Consider the following 2,450-nt stretch of genomic DNA (forward strand, 5'->3'; position numbering starts at 1 on the left):
TGTATATGGTAATTTAAAAGTGAGCCACCATAGCAATTGAAAACTGAGCCACTTTTGATAGAAAATAACCCTAATGACATATTAGGGGGAAGTATCAGGAGTGATTATATTGAGTGAGAAGCAGACAATCCTAAAATTATACTTGGAGGGGATGAGTGGGAGAAAGATCGCAAAGAAAACAAAGAAATCCAGAAATACTGTCAGTAAGTATATAAAGGAATTTGAGAAAAGTAGGAATGATGATGTTCGTAATCTACCGATTACTGAAGATATTATAAAGCCACCTACTTATAAAAAGAGAACTGGTAAAAAGCGTGTATTAACTGATGAAATTAAAGGCATCTTAAGAGGCTATATAAAAGAAAATGAGTGGAAAAGAAATCATTATATGAGTAAACAGCAAATGAAAATTATCGATATGCACGAGAGTATAATTGATGCTGGATATTTTATTAGTTATACCACTGTAAGAAATTTCGTTAATGAGGAAGTAGCCAAAACTAAAGAAGTTTTCATTAGAAGGTATTGCGAGCCAGGATATGAAGTTGAATTTGATTGGGGGGAAGTAAAATTAGAAATAGATGGTAGAATAAGAAGCTATTCACTTGCGGTGTTTACGTTAGCACATAGTAATTATCGATTCGCAAAACTTTATCAGTCAGAGTCGCAAGTTTGTGTATTAGATGTTCATACGAAGTTTATCGAGCATGTTGGCTTTATACCTTCGGTATTTACATATGACAATATGCGAACAGTTGTGAAATCATTTATCGGGACAGAGAGAACTATTACGGAAAGTATGACTAATCTATCTAACTATTATCAATTTAAAATTCGTTTATGTCAGCCTAGAAAAGGAAATCAAAAAGGACATGTGGAACGAAGTGTTGAGTTTATACGACGAAAAGCATTTTCATCGCAATACTCTTTTTCACATCTAAGAGAGGCTGAAACGCATCTTTCTAGAACATTAGAAAGAATAAATAGACGACATCATCATGAACATAAAGAAAAGCATATTACCTTAATGAGAAATGAAAAGTCAGTATCAAAACTAGCAGGGATAAGTCCATTTGATGTAGCTGAATTGGTTGAATGTCGAGTTGATAAATATAGCACGGTAGTTATCAAGCAAAATCATTATTCAGTTCCTGAAGGACACGTAGGAAAGTACATTAGAGCTAAGGTAGGAGCTGAGAAAATTAAATTATTTATTGAAGGAGAGCTAGTGGCAGAGCATCCACGAAACTGGGGATTACATCAATGGGAAATGAATATCTATCACTATTTAAAAACATTCCAAAAGAAAAAAGGTGCCATAGCTCAAAGTCAAAGTTTTAAGCAGGCACCTACACAAATAAAAAAATTATACAACAATCATTATATAGGAAAAGAAAAAGAATTCATAGAGTTACTCCTTTATATCAAAGAAAATAATAACTTAGCTAGTGTCATAAAGGCAGTTGAAGAGCTAAATTCTATACGAATAGGATATGTAAATACAGAAAGAATATTATTTATCTGTGAACAATCTACTCCTGAAGGAGTACAAGTGTACAACCCAGACGAAACAATGTATCAATCAGAAAATAACATGAAAGCCTATGCCGATATGTTTGATCAAGTGGATGAAGGAGTAACTAACTATGGATAAGAAGCAACAAATTATTGAGATATGTAAAGAATTGCGTTTACCAAGCATTCGGAAAATGGTTCAAGATGAAACAGATTTTAAAAATTCAAAACAAGCCTTTGAAGTTTTATTACAAGTACTTTTACAGGAGAAAAGTGATCGCTTAGTACGAGCGAAGCAAAATAGGATACGTTCAGCTAATTTCCCACAAAAAAAACTATTAGAAGAATTAGTAGTAGAGGCATTGCCAAATCAAGCAAAGCAAAAATTACCTTATTTAAAATCATTAGATTTTATTAATGAAGGTCAAAATGTCATTCTTACAGGATCACCTGGTACAGGTAAGTCACATATTGCCATAGGATTAGGTATGGAAGCATGTTTAGCTGGATATAGAGTATTTTTTGCGACGGTACCATCATTAATTAACCAACTTAAAGAACATCGTTCTGAGAGAACACTCCGATCATTTGAATTAAAATTCGAAAAATATGACTTGGTTATTCTCGATGAATTAGGTTATATTTCTTTTGATAAAGAAGGTGCAGAATTATTGTTTTCTCATCTATCGTTACGTGCTGGAAGGAAATCAACAATTATTACAAGCAACCTGTCATTTTTAAAATGGCAGGAGATATTCCATGATCCAGTGTTAACCGCAGCGTTAACCGATCGATTGACACATAAATCTCATGTGTTAAACATGAATGGCCCTTCTTTCAGAATGAAAGAAACTGAAGAATGGATAAAAACAAGTGCTGAAGAAGTGGCTCAAAATTAAATTGCGAAATGGCTCACTTTTCACTTGCGAAATACA

General features: G+C 33.2%; 2 protein-coding genes. Both read left to right on the forward strand.

Going from position 1 to position 2,450, the window contains the following annotated elements; translation table 11 throughout:
• Positions 1-109: 109 nt before the first annotated feature.
• Positions 110-1,654, forward strand: coding sequence for an IS21 family transposase (gene istA, locus DFR57_RS18020; RefSeq protein WP_114354611.1), 1,545 nt, complete (start codon positions 110-112; stop codon positions 1,652-1,654).
• Positions 1,647-2,414 carry an IS21-like element helper ATPase IstB gene (gene istB / locus DFR57_RS18025; protein ID WP_114354612.1) on the forward strand — a complete coding sequence of 256 codons (768 nt, stop codon included), beginning with the start codon at positions 1,647-1,649 and terminating at the stop codon, positions 2,412-2,414. The genes istA and istB overlap by 8 nt, the downstream gene beginning before the upstream one ends.
• The last annotated feature ends 36 nt before the right edge of the window (positions 2,415-2,450 follow it).

The sequence above is a fragment of the Saliterribacillus persicus genome, assembly GCF_003337485.1.
GTDB classification, from domain to species: domain Bacteria; phylum Bacillota; class Bacilli; order Bacillales; family Amphibacillaceae; genus Saliterribacillus; species Saliterribacillus persicus.

Bases quoted from the DNA above. Each gene is read 5' to 3' on its own strand.
- istB (WP_114354612.1), top strand. From the start codon at position 1,647: ATGGATAAGAAGCAACAAATTATTGAGATATGTAAAGAATTGCGTTTA.